General features: G+C 75.9%; 1 protein-coding gene. It reads left to right on the top strand.

What is annotated here, in order from left to right; translation table 11 throughout:
* The first annotated feature begins 216 nt into the window (after positions 1-216).
* A complete protein-coding gene (locus J1M44_RS11075; RefSeq protein WP_002855366.1) occupies positions 217-882 on the top strand; it encodes a response regulator transcription factor in 666 nt (221 codons plus the stop codon).
* The last annotated feature ends 17 nt before the right edge of the window (positions 883-899 follow it).

Below are 899 nucleotides of genomic sequence, written 5' to 3'. Positions count from 1 at the left end.
GGGCGGTCAAGGCGGTCTCCTCGGCAGGGTGAACGGACGATCGGGCCGGCGCCGGCCGGCTGCCCTCATCCTCGGCCGCCGGGCCGGCCCGCCGACACCGTCTCCGGTCGCCCTCCGCCCCGCCCCCGGGAGCCGGCCCGGTCCGCCCCGAGGCGGGGGCCGACGTCGACCTTCGGCGGACGCGCGGCGGCCTGTGCGCCGCCTAGGCTGGACGCCATGATCCGAGTAGTCGTGGCCGACGACCAGACGTTGATGCGCACCGCCCTCGAGCACTTCGTGGCCCAGGCGGAGGACCTCGAGGTGGTCGGCTCCGCCGAGGACGGGGTCCAGGCCCTCGAAGCGGCCCGCACGCTGGCCCCCGACGTCGTGCTGATGGACATGCAGATGCCCCGCATGGACGGCGTCGAGGCCACTGCGCGCATCTCCGCCGAGGCCCCGGGCGTGCGCGTCCTGGCGATCACCACCTTCTCCTCCGAGCAGTACCTCGTCCCCGCCCTGCGCGCCGGCGCCGCCGGCTACCTCGTGAAGGACGCCCCGCCGGCCGAGGTCGTGGACGCCATCCGCCGAGTCCACGCCGGGGACGCCGTGTTCTCCGCCCCCGTGGCCGCCGATCTCGTGGAGGCCGTCACCGCCGCCCCCGAGCACGCCGCCCCGTGCCCGGCCGAGCCGCTCGCCCCGCACGAGCGCCTCACGGAGCGCGAGCTGGACGTGGTCCGCGAGCTCGCCAAGGGCGCCTCCAACGCGGAGATCGCCGGTGCCCTGTTCCTCGCCGAGGCCACGGTGAAGTCCCACATCGGCAAGGTCCTGGACAAGTGGCAGGTCCGCGACCGTGTGCAGATCCTCATCCGCGCCGCCCGCGCGGGCCTCGTGGACATCGGATGAGCACCGCGGCGCCCGCC

The organism is Micrococcus sp. KRD128 (genome assembly GCF_017168395.1).
Taxonomy (GTDB): Bacteria; Actinomycetota; Actinomycetes; order Actinomycetales; family Micrococcaceae; genus Micrococcus; species Micrococcus luteus.
This window is presented reverse-complemented; position numbering and strand designations above follow the sequence as displayed.